The sequence below is a fragment of the Rhizobium sp. 2MFCol3.1 genome (assembly GCF_000377565.1).
GTDB lineage: Bacteria > Pseudomonadota > Alphaproteobacteria > Rhizobiales > Rhizobiaceae > Rhizobium.
The window spans coordinates 540623-558552 of sequence record NZ_KB898354.1; the positions used below are offsets into that span (position 1 = coordinate 540623).

Annotated in this window: 17 protein-coding genes; 12 read left to right on the top strand and 5 right to left on the bottom strand. The window is 62.2% G+C overall.

Features of this window, described 5'->3' with window-relative positions:
- The first annotated feature begins 15 nt into the window (after positions 1–15).
- The 8 genes from D460_RS0105560 (at position 16) to D460_RS0105595 (ending at position 8873) form a co-directional block, all read left to right on the top strand.
- Positions 16–1563, top strand: coding sequence for an amino acid permease (locus D460_RS0105560; protein WP_018897525.1), 1548 nt, complete (start codon positions 16–18; stop codon positions 1561–1563).
- A gap of 147 nt (positions 1564–1710) precedes the next feature.
- Positions 1711–3078, top strand: a complete 1368-nt coding sequence (locus D460_RS0105565) for a glutamine synthetase family protein (protein WP_018897526.1) — start codon at positions 1711–1713, stop codon at positions 3076–3078.
- A 79-nt stretch (positions 3079–3157) separates the two neighbouring features.
- Entirely contained in the window at positions 3158–3640 is a 483-nt protein-coding gene (locus tag D460_RS0105570) for a helix-turn-helix transcriptional regulator (protein WP_018897527.1), read from the top strand.
- Positions 3633–4049, top strand: a complete 417-nt coding sequence (locus tag D460_RS0105575) for a type II toxin-antitoxin system VapC family toxin (RefSeq protein WP_018897528.1) — start codon at positions 3633–3635, stop codon at positions 4047–4049. Before D460_RS0105570 ends, D460_RS0105575 begins: the two co-directional genes overlap by 8 nt.
- Before the next feature lie 16 nt (positions 4050–4065).
- Positions 4066–5451 (top strand): aldehyde dehydrogenase family protein, encoded by a 1386-nt coding sequence (locus D460_RS0105580; protein WP_018897529.1) that lies wholly within the window; start codon positions 4066–4068, stop codon positions 5449–5451.
- Entirely contained in the window at positions 5448–6599 is a 1152-nt protein-coding gene (locus tag D460_RS0105585) for an iron-containing alcohol dehydrogenase (RefSeq protein ID WP_018897530.1), read from the top strand. The genes D460_RS0105580 and D460_RS0105585 overlap by 4 nt, the downstream gene beginning before the upstream one ends.
- 241 nt (positions 6600–6840) lie before the next feature.
- Positions 6841–7554: a ParA family protein gene (locus D460_RS0105590; protein ID WP_018897531.1), complete on the top strand. Its 714-nt coding sequence runs from the start codon at positions 6841–6843 to the stop codon at positions 7552–7554.
- Positions 7555–7769: 215 nt separating this feature from the next.
- Positions 7770–8873 carry a helix-turn-helix transcriptional regulator gene (locus D460_RS0105595; protein WP_018897532.1) on the top strand — a complete coding sequence of 368 codons (1104 nt, stop codon included), beginning with the start codon at positions 7770–7772 and terminating at the stop codon, positions 8871–8873.
- Positions 8874–8880: 7 nt separating this feature from the next.
- Here D460_RS0105595 and D460_RS0105600 read toward each other — a convergent pair whose 3' ends face one another.
- Complete coding sequence (locus D460_RS0105600) at positions 8881–10251, bottom strand: L,D-transpeptidase (protein WP_018897533.1); 1371 nt, start codon at positions 10249–10251, stop codon at positions 8881–8883.
- Positions 10252–10493: 242 nt separating this feature from the next.
- On the opposite strand from D460_RS0105600, the gene D460_RS0105605 reads away from it, so the two are divergent.
- The 3 genes from D460_RS0105605 (at position 10494) to D460_RS0105615 (ending at position 12186) form a co-directional block, all read left to right on the top strand.
- On the top strand, positions 10494–11333 hold the full coding sequence (locus D460_RS0105605) for a DUF4432 family protein (RefSeq protein WP_018897534.1): 840 nt from the start codon (positions 10494–10496) through the stop codon (positions 11331–11333).
- A 96-nt stretch (positions 11334–11429) separates the two neighbouring features.
- Positions 11430–11768, top strand: coding sequence for a TIGR01244 family sulfur transferase (locus tag D460_RS0105610; protein WP_018897535.1), 339 nt, complete (start codon positions 11430–11432; stop codon positions 11766–11768).
- 76 nt (positions 11769–11844) lie between these two features.
- On the top strand, positions 11845–12186 hold the full coding sequence (locus D460_RS0105615; protein ID WP_018897536.1) for a RidA family protein: 342 nt from the start codon (positions 11845–11847) through the stop codon (positions 12184–12186).
- A 45-nt stretch (positions 12187–12231) separates the two neighbouring features.
- On the opposite strand, the gene D460_RS0105620 is transcribed toward D460_RS0105615, so the two are convergent.
- From D460_RS0105620 to D460_RS0105635, 4 genes are read right to left on the bottom strand one after another with little or no spacing between them, the layout of a single operon-like run.
- Complete coding sequence (locus D460_RS0105620; protein WP_018897537.1) at positions 12232–13890, bottom strand: thiamine pyrophosphate-binding protein; 1659 nt, start codon at positions 13888–13890, stop codon at positions 12232–12234.
- Positions 13887–15083: a CaiB/BaiF CoA-transferase family protein gene (locus tag D460_RS0105625; protein WP_018897538.1), complete on the bottom strand. Its 1197-nt coding sequence runs from the start codon at positions 15081–15083 to the stop codon at positions 13887–13889. The genes D460_RS0105620 and D460_RS0105625 overlap by 4 nt, the downstream gene beginning before the upstream one ends.
- A gap of 18 nt (positions 15084–15101) precedes the next feature.
- Positions 15102–16061 (bottom strand): DMT family transporter, encoded by a 960-nt coding sequence (locus tag D460_RS0105630; protein ID WP_018897539.1) that lies wholly within the window; start codon positions 16059–16061, stop codon positions 15102–15104.
- 36 nt (positions 16062–16097) lie between these two features.
- Positions 16098–17036, bottom strand: a complete 939-nt coding sequence (locus D460_RS0105635; protein WP_018897540.1) for an alpha/beta hydrolase — start codon at positions 17034–17036, stop codon at positions 16098–16100.
- A gap of 154 nt (positions 17037–17190) precedes the next feature.
- Between D460_RS0105635 and D460_RS0105640 the strand changes: the two genes are divergently transcribed.
- Complete coding sequence (locus D460_RS0105640) at positions 17191–17925, top strand: hypothetical protein (RefSeq protein WP_018897541.1); 735 nt, start codon at positions 17191–17193, stop codon at positions 17923–17925.
- Positions 17926–17930: the final 5 nt, after the last annotated feature.

A 17930-nucleotide genomic window follows, 5' to 3' on the forward strand; every position in this document is an offset into this window, starting at 1 on the left:
AAACAGGGGGACGTCATGTCCGATTATTCGGAACTCGACAAGAAGCAGGATGTGCACATCCTGCATTCCATGGGCTATGCCCAGGAACTCGAACGGCGCATGAGCTCGTTTTCGAATTTTGCCGTTTCATTCTCGATTATTTGCATTCTTTCCGGTGGTATCAATTCGCTGGCGCAGGCAACGGCCGGCGCGGGCGGTGCCGCGATCGGCATCGGCTGGCCGATCGGTTGCTTCGTTTCGCTGGTGTTCGCCGTCGCCATGGCGCAGATCAGCTCGGCCTATCCGACGGCCGGCGGCCTCTATCACTGGGGTTCGATCCTCGGCAACCGCTTCACCGGCTGGCTGACGGCATGGTTCAACCTGCTCGGCCTCGTCACGGTTCTCGGCGCCATCAACGTCGGCACCTATTACTTCTTCATGGGCTCGTTCGGCACGACCTATTTCGGCCTAACCGATACGACCACGGTGCGCATCCTGTTCCTCGTGATCATCACCGGCGCGCAGGCGCTCGTGAACCACATGGGTATCGGCCTGACCGCCAAGCTCACCGACTTCTCGGGCTACCTGATCTTCGCATCGGCGATCGCGCTGTCGGCCGTGTGCCTGTACTTCGCGCCGTCCTACGAGATCGGCCGCCTGTTCACCTTCGCCAACTACTCCGGCGAAGCGGGCGGCAATGTCTGGCCGGCAACGTCGGGCACCTGGGTCTTCCTGCTCGGCCTGCTGCTACCGATCTACACGATCACCGGCTATGACGCCTCGGCGCATACTTCGGAAGAAACGGTCAAGGCCGCCCATTCCGTTCCGCGCGGTATGGTCTCCTCCGTGCTCTGGTCGGCGCTGTTCGGCTACATCATGCTTTGCTCCTTCGTGCTGATGCTGCCGAACATGGATGACGCCGCCAAGCAGGGCTGGAACGTGTTCTTCTGGGCGATGGACACGCAGGTCAATTCGACCGTCAAGGATATCCTCTACTTCGCGATCCTCGTGTGCCAGTGGCTGTGCGGCCTTGCGACCGTCACCTCCGTCTCGCGCATGATCTTCGCCTTCTCGCGCGACGGTGGCCTGCCGGCCTCCAAGGCGCTCGCCAAGGTCAGCCCGAAGTACCGCACGCCGGTCTCGGCCATCTGGACCGGATCGATCCTCTCGGTTCTCTTCGTCTGGGGCTCGTCGCTCGTTTCGATCGGTGACACGCCGGTTTACACGATCGTCGTCTCGTGCACGGTCATCTTCCTGTTCTTCTCCTTCGCGATCCCGATCACGCTCGGCCTCTTCGCCTGGGGGACTTCGAAGTGGGACAAGATGGGTCCGTGGAACATCGGCGAGGGCATGTACAAGCTGTTCTCGGTGCTGACGATCCTGGCGATGATCCTGATCTTCGTTCTCGGCGTGCAGCCGCCGAACGGCCCGGCGCTCTATGTGACTGTCGGCTTCCTGGTGCTGACCGCAATCGTGTGGTTCGGCTTCGAGAGCCGCCGCTTCAAGGGCCCGCCGATCGGCGAGGAGGTCGCGCGCCGCCAGGCCGAGATCGCGGCTGCCGAAAAGGCTGTCGGCGAAGGCTGACATATTCTTCCAAGACAGCGGGGCCGCGTCCGGCGGCCCTGCATTGCGGTTGACCGACATTAGACTGCGCAGTCCGGCGCGGCATCGCCGCACGGAGCATGCCGTTTCGTTGGCCCGATTTCAGTTTAAATTTATGGGGAGGTCCATATGAGCATCTATACTCTCGACGATCTGAAGCAGGACGTTGCCGACGGACGCATCGATACCGTGCTGGCATGCCAGGTCGACATGCAGGGGCGGCTTATGGGCAAGCGTTTCCAGGCCGAATACTTCGTCGAAAGCGCCTGGAAGGAAACACATAGCTGCAACTATCTCGTTGCCACCGACATGGAGATGGAGACGGTCTCCGGCTACAAGGCGACCAGCTGGGAAAAGGGCTACGGCGACTACACGATGAAGCCGGATCTCTCGACGCTCCGGCGCATTCCCTGGCTCGAGGGGACAGCACTTGTGCTCTGCGACCTGCTCGATCACCACACCCATGAGGAAGTGCCGCATTCGCCGCGCGCGATCCTGAAGAAGCAGGTCAAGCGGCTGGAAGACATGGGCATGAAGGCCTTCATGGCCTCGGAGCTCGAGTTCTTCCTGTTCGACCAGACCTACGAATCCGCGCAGGCATCCGGCTATCGCAATCTCAAGCTCGCCAGCGCCTATAACGAGGACTACCACATCTTCCAGACCACCAAGGAGGAAGAGGTGATGCGGGCGATCCGCACCGGGCTGCAGGGCGCCGGCATTCCCGTCGAGAACTCCAAGGGCGAGGCTTCGGCCGGCCAGGAGGAGATCAATGTGCGCTACGCCGATGCGCTCGCCATGGCCGATCGTCACTCGATCATCAAGAACGGCTGCAAGGAAATCGCCTGGGCCAAGGGCAAGGCGATCACCTTCCTCGCCAAGTGGCACTACAACGCCGCCGGCAGCTCCTCGCATATCCACCAGTCGCTGTGGAGTGCTGATGGCAAGACGCCGCTGTTTGCCGACGACAAGGGCAAGTACGGGATGTCGCCGCTGATGGAAAACTACATTGCCGGCCTACTCGCGCATGCCAGCGAGATCACCTATTTCCTGGCGCCCTACATCAACTCCTACAAGCGCTTCATGGCCGGCACATTCGCGCCGACCAAGGCGATCTGGAGCAAGGACAACCGCACGGCCGGCTATCGCCTGTGCGGTGACGGCACCAAGGCGATCCGCATCGAATGCCGCGTCGGCGGCTCCGACCTCAACCCCTATCTCGCTTTCGCCGCACTGCTGGCCGCGGGGATCGACGGGATCGAGAACAAGATGGAGCTGGAAGCGCCCTTCGTCGGCGACGCCTATGGTGCGCGAAAGGTGCGCGAGATCCCACGTACGCTCCGGGCCGCAACCACGGCCATGACAAAGTCCAAGATGCTGCGCAATGCTTTCGGCGACGATGTCATCGATCACTACACGCGCGCGGCGGAGTGGGAGCAGGAGGAGTATGATCGCAGGATCACGGACTGGGAGGTGGCGCGCGGTTTCGAGCGAGCATGAGATAATCGCAACACTCGCTCTGATTGTTGCGTTGGTCGCATTGTGCTAATGTGCTCCGGCGTTTCCAGAGGAGATCGACATGGGTGTGATCGACAGCGCATGGTTCTACGAAAAGCTCTCACAGCGCGATGCTTCGCTTCGAGACATGGCCCGGTTCATGGGGCTTGATCCGAGTGCGGTGTCGCGCATGCTGAGCGGCGAGCGGAAGATGAGCGCCGACGAGCAGGACCAGATCGCGGACTATCTGGCCGTGCCGCTGGAGGAGGTGGCAGCGCATCGCCGTGGCGATGCCGCCGGTTTCGCCGAGAAGAAGCAGGCGGGCTATGAGGGCGGCGGCACCGCACCGGTTTTGCCCGACGAGCCGCCCGTCAAGATGTTTACGGAGGACGACGTCATCTACAAGGATGGCAAGCGCTGGATGGAGCTGGAGGATGGGACGCTGATCGAAGTGCACCCGGCTTGGGGATGCATGAAGGGAACGCTGACCATCATGCCGGGGGTCGATCTGACCGCGCCGATGGATTGGGACGAGGAGTGGGGCGAGAAGCTTTACAATGAATAGCGCTTTTCTGCTCGATACCTGCGCCGCGATCTGGATGGCGAAGAGAGAGCCCCTGGCGGAAGGAGCGCTGACCGCGCTCGCGGGTGCAAAGGCTGCCGGGAGACCGGTTTTCGTTTCGGCTGTGACGGCTTGGGAGATGGCGATGCTTTTGGCACGAGGGCGCATTAGCGAAACGAAGACCGCGCAGAGGTGGTATCACGACTTCAGGCTCGAAGCTGATGTTGACGAACAACCGGTGACCGCGAATATCTTCATGGCGTCCTGTTCCTTGCCGCAACTCGCTCACAAAGACCCTATCGACCGCATCCTCATCGCCACGGCGCGGGAGAAAGACCTGACCATCATCACGCGCGACCGCGCGATCCTTTCCTATGGCGTCGCGGGGCATGTCCGCACGCTGGCCTGTTAATGACTGGAGTTTGGAAATGACTGTAATTCAATGCATATCGCCGATCGATGGATCGGTTTACGCCGAGCGTCCGGCGCTGCCGCTTGAGGCGGCCAAGGAGGTCGTGGCGCGGGCGCGCAAGGCGCAGAAGGCCTGGGCGCGGCGGCCGCTGGAAGATCGTGTCCAGCTGGTGCTGAAAGGTGCTGCGCGGCTGAACGAGATGTCCGACGTCGTCGTTCCCGAGCTCGCCTGGCAGATGGGCCGGCCGATCCGCTATGGCGGCGAGTACAAGGGCTTCAACGAGCGCTCCAACTACGTCGCCTCGATCGCGGCCGATGCGCTGGCGCCGCTGGTCGTGGAAGAAAGCGACAAGTTCGAGCGCCGCATCGAGCGCGAGGCGCATGGCGTCGTCTTCGTCGTGGCGCCGTGGAATTATCCCTACATGACGGCGATCAATACGATCGCGCCGGCGCTGATGGCGGGCAATACGGTTGTCTTGAAACACGCGTCGCAGACGCTTCTCGTCGGCGAGCGGCTGGTGCAGGCCTTTGTCGAAGCCGGCGTTCCAGAGGATGTGTTCCAGAATATCGTTCTCGACCATGAGACGACTTCGGCGCTGATTGCCGCCGGAAGCTTCAATTTCGTGAACTTCACCGGTTCGGTCGAAGGCGGACGCTCGATGGAGCGGGCGGCGGCAGGCACCTTCACCGGGCTTGGCCTTGAGCTCGGCGGCAAGGATCCGGGTTACGTCATGGAAGACGCCGATCTCGATGCGGCCGTCGATACGCTGATGGATGGCGCGACCTATAATTCCGGGCAGTGCTGCTGCGGGATCGAGCGCATCTATGTGCATGAATCGCTCTATGACAGCTTCGTCGAGAAGTCGGTCGCATGGGTGTCGAACTACAAGCTCGGCAATCCCCTTGATCCCGAGACGTCGCTCGGTCCGATGGCGAACAAGCGTTTCGCCAAGGTCGTGCGCGAGCAGATCGCCGATGCGGTCGGGAAGGGCGCCAAGGCTCTGGTCGATCCCAAGCTGTTCCCAGCCGATGATGGCGGCGCCTATCTCGCGCCGCAGATTCTCGTCAATGTCGATCACTCCATGGCCTTCATGCGCGAGGAGACCTTCGGTCCCGCCGTCGGCATCATGAAGGTGAAGAGCGACGACGAGGCGCTGGCGTTGATGAACGATAGCCAGTACGGCCTGACGGCCTCGCTCTGGACCAAGGATGCCGAGCGGGCAGGGCGGCTTGGCCGCGAGATCGAAACCGGCACCGTGTTCATGAACCGCGCCGACTATCTCGATCCGGCATTGTGCTGGACCGGCGTCAAGGAAACCGGTCGCGGCGGGTCGCTGTCGATCATCGGCTTCCAGAACCTGACGCGTCCGAAATCCTACCATCTGAAGAAAGTGACAGCATGAGCGCGCATATCACAGCCAACTGGAGCTACCCGACGTCATTCAAGCTCGGCCGCGGCCGGATCAAGGAACTGGCAGACGCCGCCAAGAGCCTCGGCATGAAGAAGCCGTTGCTGATCACCGATCGCGGCCTGGCGTCGATGGCGATCACAACGAATGCGCTCGACATTCTCGAAGCAGCCGGGCTTGGCCGGGCGATCTTCGCCGATGTCGATCCGAACCCGAACGAGAAGAACCTTGCGGCCGGCGTCAAGGCGTTCAAGGATGGCGGCCATGACGGCGTCATCGCCTTCGGCGGCGGATCGGGCCTCGATCTCGGCAAGTGCGTGGCCTTCATGGCCGGCCAGACGCGCCCCGTGTGGGATTTCGAGGATATCGGCGACTGGTGGACGCGCGCTTCGGTCGAAGGCATTGCGCCGATCGTGGCGGTGCCAACCACCGCCGGCACCGGCTCGGAGGTTGGCCGCGCCAGCGTCATCACCAATTCCGAAACGCATGTGAAGAAGATCATCTTCCATCCGAAGTTCCTGCCCGGCGTCGTCATCGCCGATCCGGAATTGACTGTTGGTATGCCGAAGATCATCACCGCCGGCACCGGCATGGATGCCTTCGCGCACTGCCTGGAAGCCTATTCCTCGCCCTTCTACCACCCGATGTCCGCCGGCATCGCGCTTGAGGGAATGCGGCTGGTCAAGGAGTTCCTGCCGCGCGCCTATAAGGAAGGCACGGATCTCGAAGCCCGCGCCAACATGATGTCGGCCGCCGCCATGGGCGCGGTTGCGTTCCAAAAGGGGCTCGGCGCCATCCATGCGCTGTCGCATCCGATCGGCGCCGTTTACAACACGCACCACGGCATGACCAATGCGGTCGTGATGCCGGCCGTGCTGCGCTTCAACCGCGCCGTCATCGAAGACAAGATCGCACGCGCTGCCGCCTATCTCGGCATCTCCGGCGGCTTCGATGGGTTCTACGATTACGTGCTGAAGCTGCGCTCCGAACTCGGCGTTCCCGAGAGCCTTTCGGCGATGGGAATCAAGCCGGATCGAATCGATGAACTCTCGGCGATGGCGATCGAGGATCCGAGCGCGGGCGGAAACCCTGTCGCGATGACGCTCGAGAACACCAAGGCGCTGTTCAAGGACTGCTTCTGATACAAAATGCGGACCTGAGATTTGGCCCGGAAAGCACTGCACTTTCCGGGTCTTTTTCGTTGTGGCGCAGGGCGTTCAGGCGAACTGGAGAAAGCTGCCGCAAGAAATGCAGGCCGCGATTTCGGATGCCTTGTTTAGATATTGTTAACCATGTTTGGAAAGGATGCAGTAACCGCACGATGCATCCCGATGTGCGCAACAGAGCGATCCCGGCTCGCGACATTTCCCCCGAGGAACGAACATGGCAGTCATCACATTTGCAAACACCAAGGGCGGCGCCGGGAAGACCACCGCTGTTCTGTTGCTGGCCACCGAGCTTGCCCGCAAGGGCTACCGGGTCACCATCCTTGATGCCGATCCGCAGCACTGGATTTCCCGCTGGCATGAAATCTCCGGCCACGTGCCGAACGTCTCCGTGATCGATTTCGTGACCTCGGCGTCGCTGCCGCAGCATATCTCCGAAAACAAGCACAATACCGATTACTTCATCATCGACCTGCCGGGCGCCCGCAATCCGATGCTGGCCACGGCGATCGGTCTCTCCGACCACGTGCTGATCCCGATCCAGGGCTGCGCCATGGATGCGCGCGGCGGAGCTCAGGTTCTGGAACTACTGCAGTATCTCGACGAGAAGGCGGGTATCCGCATCGGTCACTCCGTGGTGCTGACGCGCGTCAACTCGATGGTGACGACACGGGCGCTCGCCATCGTGAAGACGCTGCTCAACCAGCGGCAAGTGCCGGTGCTCGATACCGCGATCATCGAGCGTTCGGCCTTCCGCGATATCTTCGATTGCGGCGGCACGCTGCATACGCTCGATCCGGCCCGGGCCAGCAACCTCGACAAGGCGCGCGAAAACGCGCTCTGTTTTGCCGAGGAGATCATGCGCAAGCTGCCGGTGAGACTGCCGGCCGCGGCGCGCATGACCGGCCCGCTGATCCGTTCGGCTGCCTGATCATTCATTCTGTGATTGAAAATGCGCCCCGGTCCGCTGGGGCGCATTTTCATTGATGCAAGGTCGGTCTCCTCGTTTCGACGCGACCATGTATCTCTGCATCACTGCCTGCTTTTCCCTCGGGTGGGTATCACCCGAAAAGGGTAATTTTCGTTGTTTCCAGAAGCTTTACACTGGTATCCTCGCCTGCGATGCGGGCGCTTGCCGGGGGAACAATGATCGTCGCTGAAGATACCTATGACAGTCTGGTCGACACCATCTACGGTGTAATTTTCGGCGACGCCACCTGGGACATGTTTCTTGGCCGATGGAACGAGATCGTTCCCGGCGGCAAGACAACGTTGTTCTACCACGACCCGATGCGGGCGGAGGGCGCGTCTCATATCGACAAGGGTTTCAGCGACGAATGGGTCGAAAGTTATTCCGATCATTTCGCGAGCATAAATCCCTGGGCGCCGGCCATGAGCGTGATGCCGATGTGGCGCGGCTTCCTGTCCGAAGAGTTGCTGCCGCGCGAAGCGTTCGTGAAGACGGAGTTCTACAACGACTTCTGGAAACAATGCGGCGAGACCGCCATCGGCATGGCGCTGGTGAAGCGAGACGGCCGGATGTTCAACATCTCCAGTTCGATCGCAAACGGCGGGCCTGAGGACAACAGGGTTTACGCCGATACGTTCACCCGGCTTGCGCCGCATCTGCACCGGGCGGTGCGCTATTTCGAGGCTGGAAAGGGCGAGAAGAGCGCCGATGAGCTCGGTGGCCGACTGTTCGACGCGATCGGCGTCGGCGTTCTATTGGTTGGGGACGGCGGCAAGCTGCTGTCGGCCAGCACGGTCGGTGAGCAGGCACTGACCGAGGGGCGGTCCGTTCGGCTGGACCTGCAGGGAAAGGTCTGGCTTGCCGATGCCGACGCCAATGCGTGCCTCGGCCGATTGCTGTCGCAATGGCGTGACGGCGAGCGGCAGCAGGTGCTTGATGTGAACGGCGTCAAGCTTACCCTCGTCCGTCTGCAGAAGAGTGCGCGCATCCAGTTCTTCGATGCGCCGAGCATCGCGATCATCATCGAGCCATCAGCCAAGCCCGTAGCGATGGATGTGCCGGGGCTTGGAGGCAAGTTCGGTCTGACCAGGGCGGAGATCAAGATCATGCAGGGGCTGCTGCACGGATCCTCGATCACCGATATCGCCATCGAGAGCAATCGGTCGCGCGAGACGATCCGCAGTCAGCTGAAGTCGGTGTTTGCGAAGACAGGGGTCAATTCGCAGTCTGAATTGTTGCGGCTCGTCTATTTCAGCGAGCAGGCGCGCCGCAACAACTAGCCATCAATCAGTCGACGAACTCGACGGTGACGCCGGGCTTGACCATCTTGGCGAGTTCGGTGGCGTCCCAGTTGGTCAGGCGGATACAGCCGTGGCTCTGGGTGCGGCCGATCTTCGAGGGCTCCGGCGTGCCGTGAATGCCATAGGTCGGCTTAGACAGCGCCATCCACACGGTGCCGACAGGGCCATTCGGGCCCGGCGGGATGTTGAGGATCTTGTCGTTGGCGCCTTGCTGGAAGTTGATCTTCGGATTGTAGGTATAGCCGGGATTGAAGGCGACGCGCTCGACCGTCACCGTGCCCGAAGGCGAGGGGGTGTCGGTGGAGCCGATCGAGGCCGGGTAGGCGGAGATCAGGTTGCCGGAGGCGTCATAGGCGAAGACCTGCTTCTTGCCCTTGTCGGCAATGATGCGCGCGACGCTGCCGGTCTTCACTTCGCCGGGGTTGACGACCTTGATGATGGTGCCGGGGACGGTGAAGTCGGCGCCGGCGTTCAGTTCCTTCAGGAAGCCTTCGTCCATGTGGAAACGTTCAGCCAAAGCCTCGGTTACCGAGGTGAAGGCAAGCGAGGTCATCTGCGACTTGTGGGCGTAGTCCTCGGGGATCTCGGCGACATAAGGGCCGGCCGCGTCCGCGGGCGTGATGGTGTAGCTGACGACAGGCAGGCCGCCGGACATGCGCAGCTGCTCGAGGATCGCATCCGTGTTGTTCGGATCGAGCGTCTCACCGGTCATCTGCTCGTAGGCATAGACCGCCTTGGTGACGTTGGCGCCCATGTGGCCATCGATGGCGCCAGGCGAAACGCCAGCGCGGTCGAGGAAGACCTGCAGGGCGACGATCTCGGATTTCGACTTGTTCTTCAGCGTGATGACGGGATCGGCCGGACGGGTCGGCTGGGTGACCTGCGGCTGCTGCTGGTCTGGATCGATCGATGCGTAGTCGCCATCGTTCTGCGGATTTTGCGGATAGGGCTGATCCAGCTGCTGGCGATCGATTGACGCATCGCGCGGGATGGCGCCGGTAACCGCGCCGCGCTCGGAATAGCGCGTGTCGCCGTACTGGTCTTCGCTGTAGTAAGGATCGTTGTTGTAGACCTCTCGGCCGTAGACCCGGCGCGATGGTGGCGGCGGATAGTAGCCGCGCGAACGCGCTTCGGTGGCGATGATGTTGCCGTAGCCATCGACCAGCACACGGTTGCCGCTGCGATCGCGCGTGTAGCCGCTGCCTTCCGGCATGTAATCGAGGATCTCGCCGTTCGGCGTGACGAAGACGACGCTGCCCTGGCGGCGATATTGTTGCGCCGACGCGTCTTGAACCGCTGCCGACAAGGCCAGCACGATAACGGTCCCAGATAATGCCGATTTCAGAAAGCGATTCACGTCTTCGTATCCTTCAGTGACTTGGCGACACACACCCGCGAATTTTGACGCTAGTGTGGAATTTATGAAATCGTGCTGAACAAAAAATGAAAAAACCAATAAATTTCCCTTTACTCATAAACATTTGAGAGGGCCAGCTGGTTCCAATCAAAATCTCGTTGGCGGTGGCGGCACCTTGGATTGACGAAACAGCGGGTGCCGCCTAACCCTACGGAAGTTCATTTTGAGGGGGAGACGAGATCATGATGGAATTCGCAGCCGCGACGGGGCCGAAGCTGATGCTCGACGAGACGTCGCTGATGGATATTGGCGGCTGCATGGTCGAGGGCATCGATATCGCGCCGAAGGAGGCCGTTCCCGATGACGGCGATGCGCGCATATCGCATTCGGTTCAGGGTTTCCTGTTTACCTGCGGGCCCGACCACATCCGCCATCGCGAACCGATCCCCGGCCGCTCCGACAACAAGGTCTTTCCGCTGCACGGCTCGGCCGCCGGTCATGCCGCCAAGGTGCTCTGGACAAAGTTCGAAAACGGCAATGCGGAATGCCGCGCCGATATCGATATCGTCACCGTCGAGGGGTTGCCTGCCCGGATCGAGCGCCACTGGTTTATCGACGGCAAGACCGGCGAGGCGCATCTGAATGACAAGGTGATCAACACCAGCGACCAGACCGTGCCGACGTTTCTGATGTATCATATGAACATCGGCGGCAAATGGTTCGACGAGCGCACGCGGCTCGAAGGCGCGATGCTTGAGAATGGCGGCTTCCCCTGGCGTTTCGGCAAGGATGGCGGCGATATCTTCTGCGTGGAAGCGCCGGCGACGCGCGATGGCCTGGCGGAAGTGCGTCTCGGGCCGATGGCTGCAATATCAGGCAAGACGCTGCGGGTGCGGGTGAAGGCCGATACGCTGCCGCATCTGCAGGTCTGGCGCAACCAGACGGCGCCGGCCGATGTGCTCGGCATCGAGCCGGTCTCGCATCGCTGGGTGCAGCGCGCGGAGCTTCAGGAAGCCGGTGAATTCAACATGCTCAAGCCCGGCGAAAGCCGCGAGTACGGGCTCAGCTTTGCTTTCGTTTGACAGGCAATTCAACAGGCCGATTCAACCGTGTTGTGCGGTTGACGGCTTTGATCGGGCGGCGTAGTCATTCAGCCCATAATTTCAGGAGTATTTGCGATGGACATCCGCCAGATCGACGACGAATATTCGGTTTCCGGCCAGATCACGGTCGATGAGCTCGACGAGATCAAGGCCATGGGCTTCAAGTCCATCGTCTGCCATCGTCCGGACCAGGAAAGCATGGACCAGACCCCGTTCGCCGATATCGCGGCGCGAGCCAAGGAGCTGGGTCTCGAGATCGCTCACGTTCCCGTCGGCCCGATGGGCGTGACGGAAGAGGCTGTCGCCGGCATGGTCGATGCGCTCGACGAATTCCCGCGCCCGATGCTCGGCTATTGCCGCTCCGGCGCCCGCTCGACGGCGATCTACCAGAAAACCCATCACATCCGCACCTGATTAAGGGCGCGGGCTGTAAAGTCCGGCGCTGCGCTTAGGTGCGGCGCCTCTTTCATATCATGACAAGGAGAATACCATGAGCATCAAGCGTATCGACGTTGGCGCCCGCATGAGCGGCGCGGTCATCCACGGCAACACCGTTTACCTCGCCGGCCAGGTTGGCGAAGGCGCAACCGTGACCGACCAGTGCAAGGACGCGCTTGCTGAAGTCGATCGCCTGCTGGCCGCTGCCGGCTCCGACAAGTCGAAGATCCTGCAGACGCTGATCTACCTCTCCGACATCTCGGACTTCGCTGAAATGAACGCTGCCTGGGAAGCCTGGGTCGACCCGGCCAACACGCCGGCTCGCGCCACCAGCGAAGCCAAGCTGGCCGCTCCGAAGTACAAGGTCGAGTTCATCGTCACGGCTGCGATCTAAGATCGTTTCCATTGCGACTTGAGAGCCGGTGAACAGTTCGTCTGTTCACCGGCTTTTTGTTTGCGCGATTTCCGAGAGCGTGCGTGTCGGTGTGATCGCCTCGGGGTCGAGCTTGATATCGATGATCGCGGGCAGGCCGCTTTCGCGAGCGCGCTCGAAGGCGGGGGCGAAGTCCTCGGTCTTTTCCACCGTCTCGCCATGGCCGCCATAGGCGCGGGCAAGGGCTGCGAAATCGGGATTGGTGAGGCCGGTGCCGCTGACACGTCCGGGATATTCGCGCTCCTGATGCATGCGGATCGTGCCGTACATGCCGTTGTTGATCAGAAGCGTGATGAAGGGCAGCTTGTAGCGGATGGCGGTGGCGAATTCCTGGCCGTGCATGAGGAAGCAGCCGTCGCCGGCAAAGCAGATCACTTCGCGATCCGGAAACAGCGCCTTGGCGGCGACTGCTGAGGGGACGCTGTAGCCCATGGAGCCTGACGTCGGGGCCGCCTGCGTGTTGAACTGCCGGAAGCGGTGGTAGCGGTGCTGCCATGTCGCATAATTGCCGGCGCCGTTGGTGAAGATGGCGTCGGGCCGCGTGTTCTCTTCGATCCATGCCATGATCGGGCCCATGTGGACGTCGCCGGGTCCAGTCTGGCGCGGTGTAGACCAGGCGAGATAGGCTTGATGCATGCGCTCGGTGCGGTCCGCCCATCGCGCCTGCGTGGGCGCCTCGAGGTCGGCAAGGGCTGCAACGAAGTCCTGTGGGCTGGCTGCGATGGCGAGATCCGGGCGATAGACACGGCCGAGTTCGGACTGGTCGGGGTGGATGTGGACGAGTTGTTGCTGTGGGTAGGGGATGTCGATCAGCGTATAGCCGGAAGACGGCATTTCCGACATGCGGCCGCCGAGCAGGATCAGCAGATCGCTCTCCTTGATCTCCCGCGCCAGCTCGGGATTGATGCCGACGCCGATATCGCCGGCATAGCCGGGATGCAGATGATCGAACAGCATCTGGCGGCGGAAGGAGCAGCCGACGGGGAGACTGAAGCGCTCGGCGAAGGTCTTGAAGTCGGCTACCGCATCGGCATCCCAGCGCGAGCCGCCGAGGATGACCATGGGGCGCTCAGCCTTCAGCAGGCGCAGATAGAAGTCGTCGACCTGGCTGCGGCCGGGATGGGCTTCGACGCGGGCGTAGCGCCTGGCGCGGGGCGCCTCGACCGTGTCGCGCAACATGTCCTCGGGCAGTGACAATACGACGGGGCCGGGACGGCCGGAGGTGGCGAGCGCGAAGGCACGGGTGACGAATTCGGGGATGCGGGCCGCGTCGTCGATTTCGCCCACCCACTTGGCGTATTCGGTCAGCGCGCGGCGAAACTCGACCTCTTGGAAGGCCTCACGCTCGCGGGCATCGCGCTGGACCTGGCCGATGAAGAGGATCATCGGGATGGAATCCTGCCTGGCGATGTGCAGGCCCGCGGTCGCGTTGGTGGCGCCGGGGCCGCGGGTGACCATGCAGATGCCGGGTTCGCCGGTGAGGCGGCCCCACGTGTCGGCCATCATCGCGGCGCCACCCTCCTGGCGGCAGACGATGACCTCGATGTCGCTATCGTAAAGCGCGTCGAGGACGGCGAGGAAACTCTCGCCGGGAACGCAGGAGAGGCGTTTCACCCCATTTGCCTTCAATGCCTCGACGATCAGTTCTCCGCCTGTCCTTTTCATTTGTTCCCCTCCCATTGGATGAGTTCGGCCAGCACCTCCTCCTGGTGCTCTCCCAGTCGTGGACTGGGCCTTTCATAACTGAGCGGCGTCCGCGACAGGACGACGGGTGTCCGGACACCCGGAATGACAGTGCCGGCGCTATCCTCGAGATCGATGCGCAGGCCGCGCGCGACGATCTGCGGATCGTTGAACATGTCCTCGATAGTGTTGATCGCGCCCGAGGGGACGGCGTTCGCCTCGCAGGCGGCAAGAAGATCTGCCTTCGCCCACTTCAGCGTTTCGGTCGAGACCAAGCGTCTCACTTCGTCGCGATTGGCGACGCGGGCCTTGTTGGTGGCGAAGCGTTCGTCGCCGGCGACCCCTTCGAGGCCGAGGATGGTGCATAGGCGGCGGAACTGGCCGTCGTTGCCGATGGCGAGGATGAGGTAGCCGTCTGATGTGGGGACGACCTCGTAGGGCGAGATGTTGGGATGGGCGTTGCCGAGGCGCGTCGGCGGGCGGCCGGATACGAGGTAGTTCATGTTCTGGTTGGCGAGCACCGCCGACTGGACATCGAGCAGCGCCATGTCGACCAGCTGGCCTTCGCCCGTCTTCAGCGCGTGGATGAGGGCTGCCTCGATCGCCGAGACCGCGTAGGTGCCGGTGAAGATATCGGCGATGGCGACGCCCGCCTTCATCGGCTGTCCATCGGGTTCGCCTGTTATCGACATGAAGCCCGACATGCCCTGGACGATGTAATCGTAGCCTGCGAGGCCGGCATATGGGCCTGTCTGGCCGAAGCCTGTTATCGAGCAATAGACGAGCTTGGGATTGATCTTGCGCAGGCTCTCGTAGTCCAGCCCGTATTTGACGAGGCCGCCGAGCTTGAAGTTCTCGATGACGACATCGGCGGTGGCGACCAGCCGGCGGACCAGCGCCTGGCCTTCCTCGCTGCGGAGATCGGCCGTTATCGAGCGCTTGCCGCGATTGGCGGCGTGGTAGTAGGCGGCCGAAAGGTTCTCGCCATCGGCACCCTCGACGAAGGGGGGACCCCAGTGCCTCGTATCGTCGCCACCATCGGGGTTCTCGACCTTGATCACATCGGCGCCAAGATCGGCCAGCATCTGGCCGGCCCAGGGGCCAGCCAGGACACGCGCGAGCTCAATGACACGAATGCCTGCGAGCGGCGCTTTGTTAGGCTGGGTCTCCGTCATGTTCCTCCCACGATCAGATCAGGGTGCCCGCGTCTCCTCAGATGTATCGGATACGGGCTTCGATGCAAAGCGCCGCTCGCGCCAGATGATGTAGAAGCCGGAGCCCATGATGATGAATATGCCCAGCCATTTCAGCGCATCCGGGAAATCGCCGAACACCAGCCAGGCGAAGGCCGTGGCGGAGACGATCTCGAAATATTGCAGCGGTGCCAGCGTCGAGGCCGGCGCCGAGCGATAGGCATAGACGCCGAAGATGCCGGCGATCGCGGCGGAGACGCCGACGCCCAGCAGATAGAGCCAGGCGCGGGTGTCGGGGATTACAGGGTCGAGCACGTCGGAGCCGCTGCCCTGGCCGAGATAGAGCAGGATGGCGCAGATGAGCAGGCCCCAGAGGCCCATGTGGAACTGCATGACCCAGGGATCCTCGCGCTGCGCCAGCGCCCGGTTCATCATCGCGGAGATGGCGATGCAGATTGCACTGACGACAGGCAGCAGTGCGACATAACCGACTTCCTGGAAGCTCGGCTGGATGATGAGGATTGCCCCGAAGAAGCCGACGCCGCAGGCGGTGTAGCGGCGCCAGCCGATCTTTTCCTTGAGGAAGATGCTGCTCAGGATCGTCAGGATGATCGGCTCGACGAAGAAGATGGCGATGGCATCGGCAACCGCCATGTATTTCAGCGTGGTGACGAAGGAGATCATCGAGACGGTGATGATGGCGCCGCGGATGGCGTGGAAGAAGCTCTGCTTCCAGGTGATGTCGGTGAGGTTGTGACGCCAGAGCACGATGGGCAGCATGCAGAGCGCCTGCACGCCGAAGCGCGCCGCGGTGATCTGGGCTGAGGGGACCGTGGTGATGGCAAGCTTGGAGAAAATGTCGATGATGGGCGACAGCAGCACCGAGACGAACATCAGGACCAGTCCCAACATCACTTCCGATGGGGTGTTGCTGGTGCCGGTTGCCGCGTTGCTGCTCATGACGGAATTCTCTGATTTTGGGGTAGAGGAGCGGGATCAGCCGCCCACGGGACGCGCGGTTGCCTGATCGCACCAATCGGCGAATGCCGATATGGCGGCGTCGGCGCCGATCTCGTTCAAGGTCTCGTGGCGCATATCCTGATATATCTCAGTGCTAATACGGGAGAAACCATGCGTTTTCAAATGGTTTGACAGCCAGAGGATGGCTTTTCCATTCTCCGTCGCTGGATCCTGGCCGCCACCGACCAAGTGGATCGGCGTCTCGGTCGGCAGGCGGGCGAGATGTTCTTTTTGCGGCGCCCGGAAGGTCAGTTCGAAGAGGTCGAGCCAGAGCGAGACGGAGGCACCGAAGCCGCAGAGCGGATCGGCGACATACTTGTCGACTTCAGCGGGGTCGCGCGACAGCCAGTCGAAATCCGTGCGGCGGTTGGCGACCGATTTCGCCCAGGTGCCGAAGGTGAGCCTCGGCAGCAGGTCGCTCGGGACGTCGGAGCCTTTCAGCGCGCGCTCGATCAAAAGGATCGCCTGCGCGGCGCGTCCGGCGATGCCGGGATTGAAGTTCGAGTTCCAGACAGCGACAGCGTCGAATTTTCGCGGATAGGTGACGGCCGCGTTGAGCGCGATCAGCCCGCCCATGGAGTGGCCGAAGAGGATGATCGGCAGGCCCGGATGCTCGGTCGCCGCTTCGTCGCGGATCGCCTCGATATCGTCGATGACAAGGCTCGCGCCATTACGCCTTGCGAAGCGACCGATCGGCGCGTCCGGCGCCGTGGTCTCGCCGTGACCGCGATGGTCGTGGGCGTAGACGTGATAGCCGCGTGCGGCCATCATCTCCGCGAAGCGCTGGTAGCGTTTCGAGTGCTCGGCCAATCCGTGGCTGATCAGCAGGATGCCGCGCTCAGTGCCTTCGGGCTGCTGATAGTGATAGGCCAGTGAAGCGCCTGCATGGTCGAGGCGCCGGGTTTCTGAGAACATGATTTCCTCCGTGGCGGGAGAAGACCAGAACATCCGCCAAATGCAACAGGCGGGATAGGTTGTGCCGGAGATTTTCGCTTGGCGCGTTTTGCCGCTTGCCTGCCGATGCGTCGCGTGCTTTCATGTTCATGAATTGTTCTTTGTGGGGATGGGTATGGGCAATCTCGGTTTTCGCGTCATCGCATTGTTCCTGTTGTCGATCATGGCCGTCCCGGCCTTTGCGCAGGAGGGCGGCGGGCGCACGCGCTTCATTCTCGCGGCCAGCTGGCAACCGGCCTTCTGCCAGACCAACCAGCGCAAGGCCGAATGCGCCAGCCAGGGCAGCGACCGCTACGACGCCAAGAACTTCTCGCTGCACGGGCTCTGGCCGATGCGCAAGGATTATTGCGGCGTTTCCGATGCTGATCGCTCCGCAGACAAGGGCGGCGACTGGAGAGACCTGCCGGAGGTAAAACTCTCGGCCGAGACGAAGGCATCGCTCGACAAGGTCATGCCAGGCACCCAATCGGCGCTCGAGCGGCATGAATGGATCAAGCACGGCACCTGCACGGGCATGAGCGCCGACGCCTACTTCGCCGATGCCGTAAGGCTGATCGAGGACCTGAACGGATCCGCCGTCCAGGAACTGTTCGCCGCCAATATCGGCAAGTCACTAACTGGAGACGCGATCAAGGCGGCCTTCGACAAGAGCTTCGGCCCGGGCGCCGGCGACCGGGTAAAGATGAGCTGCCGCCGCGCCGGCAACAGCCGCGTGATCAGCGAACTGACGATTGGTCTCTCCGCCGATGCGACGGATCGCAAAGGCAAGGATCTCGGCGATCTCATCCAGGGCGCGGGTCGGACAGCCTTCGGCTGCAACGAGGGGATCGTCGACGCGGCTGGTTTTTGAAGTCG

Coding starts and splice junctions, on each gene's coding strand:
- D460_RS0105635 (WP_018897540.1), bottom strand. CDS start 17,036: ATGTTCTCAGAAACCCGGCGCCTCGACCATGCAGGCGCTTCACTGGCC.
- D460_RS0105620 (WP_018897537.1), bottom strand. CDS start 13,890: ATGAAAAGGACAGGCGGAGAACTGATCGTCGAGGCATTGAAGGCAAAT.
- D460_RS0105565 (WP_018897526.1), top strand. CDS start 1,711: ATGAGCATCTATACTCTCGACGATCTGAAGCAGGACGTTGCCGACGGA.
- D460_RS0105630 (WP_018897539.1), bottom strand. CDS start 16,061: ATGAGCAGCAACGCGGCAACCGGCACCAGCAACACCCCATCGGAAGTG.
- D460_RS0105625 (WP_018897538.1), bottom strand. CDS start 15,083: ATGACGGAGACCCAGCCTAACAAAGCGCCGCTCGCAGGCATTCGTGTC.
- D460_RS0105605 (WP_018897534.1), top strand. CDS start 10,494: ATGATGGAATTCGCAGCCGCGACGGGGCCGAAGCTGATGCTCGACGAG.
- D460_RS0105575 (WP_018897528.1), top strand. CDS start 3,633: ATGAATAGCGCTTTTCTGCTCGATACCTGCGCCGCGATCTGGATGGCG.
- D460_RS0105580 (WP_018897529.1), top strand. CDS start 4,066: ATGACTGTAATTCAATGCATATCGCCGATCGATGGATCGGTTTACGCC.
- D460_RS0105640 (WP_018897541.1), top strand. CDS start 17,191: ATGGGCAATCTCGGTTTTCGCGTCATCGCATTGTTCCTGTTGTCGATC.
- D460_RS0105590 (WP_018897531.1), top strand. CDS start 6,841: ATGGCAGTCATCACATTTGCAAACACCAAGGGCGGCGCCGGGAAGACC.
- D460_RS0105560 (WP_018897525.1), top strand. CDS start 16: ATGTCCGATTATTCGGAACTCGACAAGAAGCAGGATGTGCACATCCTG.
- D460_RS0105610 (WP_018897535.1), top strand. CDS start 11,430: ATGGACATCCGCCAGATCGACGACGAATATTCGGTTTCCGGCCAGATC.
- D460_RS0105570 (WP_018897527.1), top strand. CDS start 3,158: ATGGGTGTGATCGACAGCGCATGGTTCTACGAAAAGCTCTCACAGCGC.
- D460_RS0105585 (WP_018897530.1), top strand. CDS start 5,448: ATGAGCGCGCATATCACAGCCAACTGGAGCTACCCGACGTCATTCAAG.
- D460_RS0105595 (WP_018897532.1), top strand. CDS start 7,770: ATGATCGTCGCTGAAGATACCTATGACAGTCTGGTCGACACCATCTAC.
- D460_RS0105615 (WP_018897536.1), top strand. CDS start 11,845: ATGAGCATCAAGCGTATCGACGTTGGCGCCCGCATGAGCGGCGCGGTC.